We start from the raw sequence: 5,232 nt of genomic DNA, 5'->3' as shown, positions 1-5,232 counted from the left end.
GAGCAATTCGTGGACTGGTACAACCACCGTCGGCCGCACAGTGCCAACGGCCTTGTGCCACCTGCGCTTTGTGAAGAGCAGGTGGCCTGAACTCCCTTTGGGAGTGTCCAAAAATACTTGACCACCACAGGTTTACGGCGTCCCCTGCGCAGCCCACCCTCCCGGCCAGCCCTCAGTAGCCAAGCGCTCTCCGCGACCACCCCGAGGGGCTTCGCCGTTGGCTGGATATCCAGATACCCCGTAAACGAAAACGCCCCGGCGCAGGGCCAGGGCGTCTTCGTGGATCAGGTCAGGCTGGAATCAGAACTCCTGCCAGTCCCCGTCGGCCAGTTCCGTGGCCATCGGGCGACCACCCGCGGTGCGCCGGGCCGGCGGTGCGACCGGTGCCGGAGCGACCGGCGCCGTGGCGCGCGGGGCAGGGGCAGCGACGACGCGCGGGGCGGCCACGACCTCGGCTTCGTCCACCACGAAGATCGACACGGCCTCGCTGAGGTGGCCGGCCTGTTCTTCCATCGCGCGGGCGGCGGCGGTGGCTTCTTCCACCAGTGCAGCGTTCTGCTGGGTGGTCTCGTCCATCTGCACCACGGTCTGGTTGACCTGCTCGATGCCGGCGCTCTGTTCCTGCGAAGCCGCAGAGATCTCGGCCATGATGTCGGTCACGCGCTGCACTGAGGCGACGATCTCGCCCATGGTTGCGCCGGCCTTGTGTACCAGGGCCGAGCCGTCGTTGACCTTGCCAACGGAGTCGTCGATCAGGCCCTTGATCTCCTTGGCGGCAGCGGCCGAGCGCTGGGCGAGGGTGCGTACTTCGCTGGCGACCACGGCGAAACCACGACCCTGTTCACCGGCACGTGCGGCTTCCACCGCGGCGTTCAGCGCCAGGATGTTGGTCTGGAACGCGATGCCGTCGATGACCGAGATGATCTCGGCGATCTTCTTCGACGAGGCTTCGATGGCCGACATGGTGGTGACCACCTGGCCGACCACTTCACCGCCCTGCGAGGCGACGCCATGCGCGCCGATCGCGAGCTGGTTGGCCTGGCGGGCGTGTTCGGCGTTCTGGCGCACGGTGGAGGTCAGTTCCTCCATCGAGGCAGCGGTTTCTTCCAGGTTGGCAGCCTGCTGTTCGGTACGGCGCGACAGGTCGCTGTTGCCCGAGGCGATTTCGCCGGCGGCCGAGCTGATCGCACGGCTGGACTGCTTGATGCGGGTGACGATCTCGCTCAGCTGCGCGGCCGTGGCGTTGGCGTCGTCGCGCATGCGGGCGAACACGCCCTGGTAGTCGCCCTGCATGCGCACGGTCAGGTCACCCTGCGACAGTGCGGCGAGCAGGCCGGAGATCTGTTCGATGCTGCCGGCATTGGCGTCCAGCAGGCCGTTGATCTGCTGGGCCAGCTGCAGGAAGAAGCCTTCCTTGTCGCTGGAATCGATGCGGCCGGACAGGTCGCCGGCGGCTGCCTGGGCGATCACGCGCGCCACTTCGGCTTCCACCTGCGCTTCCTGGGTACGGTCGCGCCATTCCACCACGTAGCCGACGGTGTCGCCGCCTTCATTGCGGATGGTCGAGACCACCTGGGCGAACTGGGCATCGCCGTACTGCATCGGGCGACGGGCCACGCCGTGTGCCTTCAGGTTACCCAGCAGGGTCTGGTCCATTTCACCGCGGTGTTCAAGCACCGTGACCGGCTTGCCGATCAGCGAGGCCTGGGCGTCGAAGTCCGGCAGGTCACGGCGCACTTCGTCCTGGTACTGGCTCAGGGTCTGCTGCAGGGCGCGGTTGCTGTAGACGATGGTGTTGCTGGTGTCGGTCAGGTACACGCCGGTCGAGCTGTAATCCAGCGCGGTACGGATGCGCAGGTTCTCGCGCGCCACAGCCTGGTCGGTTTCGATGCGCTCGCGCAGGTCGCGCTGCATGCGCTGCATGGCCTGCATCAGTTCGCCCACTTCATCCTGGCGGCTGACGTCGATGTGGCCATCGAGCTTGCCGCCGGCCACGTCGTTGGCAACCGACACGGCGCCGCGCACGCTGCCGACCAGGGCGCGGGCGAACAGCCAGACCAGCACCAGGCCGAGCGCGGCGCCGCCCAGCAGGGCGATCACGGTCAGCACGGCCGAGGCGGAATACGTGGAGGCGGCCTGTTCGCGCGACGCGCGGGCGAGGCGGTTGTCTTCGGCGATCAGCGCTTCCAGCGCCGAGGCGGCCTTGCGGTGCTTGGTGCGGGTTTCGCCGACGAAGGTATCGATGGCGTCGTCCGGCAGGTCCAGTTCCAGCATCTCGGTGACGCTGTCATAGGAGGCCAGGGCGTCCTTCCACTCCTTGGCGAAGGTGTCGAACAGCTTCTTCTGCTGCGCGTTGTCGACCAGGGTCGGATACTCCTTGATCGACTTGTCCATGCTCGCGCGCAGCTCGACGCCCTGCTTGCGTGCATCCGCCTTGACGTCGTCGCTGGCGCGGATCAGCTGCTGGTAGGCGGCGTTGCGGTATTCACCCAGCATGCCGCGCATCTCGCCGGCCATGCGGATGCTCTCCATGCGAGAACCCGCCAGCTCGGTGGTGACATTGTTCAGCGAATGCAGGCCACGATAGGCGACGATGCCCTGCAGCAACATCACCAGCAGGAGGACGCCGAAGGTCAGCAGCAGCTTCGGCATCAGTTTGAGGTTGTTGATCCACGGCATGGGCGTTGCGATCTCCTAAGGCAGACGCGTCCGGGCGTCGGGCCCGGTTGCAGCAGAAACCACGCCGGCACCAGGTCCGGCGTGGTTCGACGGACAGCGGATTACTTGATGTTGGCCAGCTTCAGGCCGGCCGGCGAGCTGACTTCGATTTCCGCGCGCGAGGCGTCGCGCTGGATCTTGCCGATCACGCAGACGGTCTTGCCTTCCAGGGTTTCCAGCGGGAAGGAGAACTTGCCGCGGTTCTCGCCGGCGATGCGCGCCGAGAAGGTGTGGCGCGGGAAGGCGCCGCCCATGTACAGGAAGGTCGGCTGGCCTTCGGAACCTTCTGCGTAGCGGGCCTTCTCGACCTTGCCGCAGACCATGCCGTCCTTGCCGACCGAGCGCGGTGCCAGTTCCGGCGGGATCATGTCGGCCGACTGGGCAAACGCGGCGGAAGCGGTGGTGGCCAGGACAGCGGCCGAAACGAATGCAAGCAGGGACTTCATCGAGGTGTATCTCCGGGGATGGTGATGGTCGTTCCGGTTCTGCGCGCTCCTGCGCGACCGGCTTCTGTCCCCCTATCGGCACTGCCGGAGGGAACTGAAGGGTTGTGTGACCAGAACGTGAAGCAGGTCCGCTTGATCAGGCGGCGGCGTCTTCAACGACGTTGGCCTGGCCCATGTCGGCGCTGTCCAGCAGGGTCTCGATGTCGAGCAGGATCAGCATGCGGTCGTCCTGCGTGCCGATGCCGGAGATGAAGCGGGTATCGACGGCGGCGCCGAATTCCGGGGTTGGGCGGATCTGCTCGGCCGACAGCGGGATCACGTCCGAGACGCTGTCGACCACGATGCCGACCACTCGGTCGTCGACGTTCAGCACGATCATCACGGTGAAGGCGTCGTAGCGGGCGTCGTCCAGGCGCAGCTTCAGGCGCAGGTCGATGACCGGGACGATGGTGCCGCGCAGGTTGATCACGCCCTTGATGTAGTCCGGTGCATCCGGCACCCGGGTGACCGCGTCATAGCCGCGGATTTCCTGCACCTTGAGGATGTCCACGCCGTAGTGCTCGGCACCGAGGGTGAAGCTGAGGAATTCGCCACCGGCGCTGGCGGTGGAGCTGGTCTTGTCGTTCATCGAGGGGTCCTGGTTCTGCCGGAAGTCCCGGTGTCAGGCTCGATATCGGCCCCTCGTCGGGGGACTTTAGGTTTGGGCCCCGCGTTGTCGCGAGGTTGCCGGCCAGCGGCCGGCACTACCGGTTGGACGAGCCCTACAGCTCGCCGTTGCGGCGCGCCTTGCGCTGGCGGTCGATGCGGAAGATATAGCGTTGGATGGCGCTGTCGGCGCCACGTGGCAGGATGTCGAAGCGCATGCCCACGCGCTTGATCTCGATGCCGTTGGGTTGGCGCTGCGGCAGCAGGTTGCAGACGACCAGCTCGATCTCCAGGTCCGGGCCGTCGGGCAGCGACAGCACCGCCGGGTAGCGCTTCTGCAGGCTGAACACCGCGCAGTCGGTAGGCACGGCCACCGCCAGGCCGCCACCACTGATGTCCACCACCCGCATCGACAGCGCTTCGGCGCGGCTCTCGCCGGCGGGGACCAGCAGCTGGGGCGAATCGGTGACGGGCGTCTCCAGCCGGTACATCTCACGTCGTTGCAGATGGACCAGCTCGTCCGGCAGAGGGGCGCGGAAGGCGACGTGGCCGTCATTGTCCACACGCTGCAGTGCCTGCAGGCGGAACCGCACCAGCACGCGTTCGAGCTGGGCGAAGCACAGCAGATGATCGGCCTGTTCGGCGGCGCGGTTGGACGCCTCCTGCGGGCTGCCATCGAGCAGCAGGGTGTCTTCGTCCTCGTCGAGCTCAAGCAGCGCGGTCGGGAACGAGCGGTCGCGGCCGTCGATATGCGCATTGATCAGTGATCGCTGGTCGATCAGCGATCGCAGCAGCTGCCGCAGCTGGCGCGGATTACGGACCAGGAAACGTTCGTCAGCGGCGTCAGCCGCGTGGACATCATGCACTGCAGTGTCGTTGCCGTCGGACATGGAATCTACGGTCAGGGGCGGGCGCCAGCACGCGTTGGCGCGAGGCTCGATGGGGATATCGGCCACTGTGCCGGATTATGAAGTGAGAATTGCATCACTTTCCATGCGTCCGGGGTCGGATCCCCTTCCCGAAGGAAAGGGATCCGACCCCGGTACATCAGAACTCCTGCCAGTCGCCGTCTGCGGCCAGCGCCGGCTGGGCTGTCGCGGTGCGCAGCGTACGCGCCGGGACCGGCTTTGCGGCCGGTGCGGCGGCTGCAACCTGGCGCGGTACCGGTGCCGCCAGCGGGCGTGCCGGGATGGCCGTCGTGCCCTGTGATGCCAGCCGGAAGCGGGCTACGGCTTCACCCAGCTGCACGGCCTGGTCTTCCATTGCACGCGCGGCGGCGGTGGCTTCCTCCACCAGCGCGGCGTTCTGCTGGGTGGTCTCGTCCATCTGCACCACGGTCTGGTTGACCTGCTCAATGCCGGCCGACTGTTCCTGCGAAGCAGCGGAAATCTCGGCCATGATGTCGGTCACGCGCTGCACCGAG

The 5,232-nt window shown here is 66.8% G+C and carries 4 protein-coding genes and 1 pseudogene; all 5 read right to left on the bottom strand.

All coding sequences use genetic code 11. The features are described from left to right. Positions 1-300 precede the first annotated feature (300 nt). Positions 301-2,679 carry a methyl-accepting chemotaxis protein gene (locus tag AC5P6E_RS21170; RefSeq protein WP_126560348.1) on the bottom strand — a complete coding sequence of 793 codons (2,379 nt, stop codon included), beginning with the start codon at positions 2,677-2,679 and terminating at the stop codon, positions 301-303. A 101-nt stretch (positions 2,680-2,780) separates the two neighbouring features. Beyond that, complete coding sequence (locus AC5P6E_RS21165) at positions 2,781-3,164, bottom strand: hypothetical protein (RefSeq protein WP_010482470.1); 384 nt, start codon at positions 3,162-3,164, stop codon at positions 2,781-2,783. Between the two features lie 136 nt (positions 3,165-3,300). Next, entirely contained in the window at positions 3,301-3,792 is a 492-nt protein-coding gene (locus AC5P6E_RS21160) for a chemotaxis protein CheW (RefSeq protein ID WP_010482468.1), read from the bottom strand. A gap of 133 nt (positions 3,793-3,925) precedes the next feature. Next, positions 3,926-4,699 carry a flagellar brake protein gene (locus AC5P6E_RS21155; RefSeq protein ID WP_029550863.1) on the bottom strand — a complete coding sequence of 258 codons (774 nt, stop codon included), beginning with the start codon at positions 4,697-4,699 and terminating at the stop codon, positions 3,926-3,928. A gap of 157 nt (positions 4,700-4,856) precedes the next feature. Beyond that, positions 4,857-5,232, bottom strand: a pseudogene (locus AC5P6E_RS21150) (methyl-accepting chemotaxis protein); the annotation flags it as partial.

It is taken from the genome of Stenotrophomonas sp. YJH_SMC_16, from assembly GCF_059367875.1.
Note: the sequence above shows the minus strand (reverse complement) of the source record. Positions and strands in the feature narration are given on the sequence as shown.

Excerpts from the sequence above, each read along its gene's own strand:
- AC5P6E_RS21170 (WP_126560348.1), bottom strand. The coding sequence starts at position 2,679 with ATGCCGTGGATCAACAACCTCAAACTGATGCCGAAGCTGCTGCTGACC.
- AC5P6E_RS21165 (WP_010482470.1), bottom strand. The coding sequence starts at position 3,164 with ATGAAGTCCCTGCTTGCATTCGTTTCGGCCGCTGTCCTGGCCACCACC.
- AC5P6E_RS21160 (WP_010482468.1), bottom strand. The coding sequence starts at position 3,792 with ATGAACGACAAGACCAGCTCCACCGCCAGCGCCGGTGGCGAATTCCTC.
- AC5P6E_RS21155 (WP_029550863.1), bottom strand. The coding sequence starts at position 4,699 with ATGTCCGACGGCAACGACACTGCAGTGCATGATGTCCACGCGGCTGAC.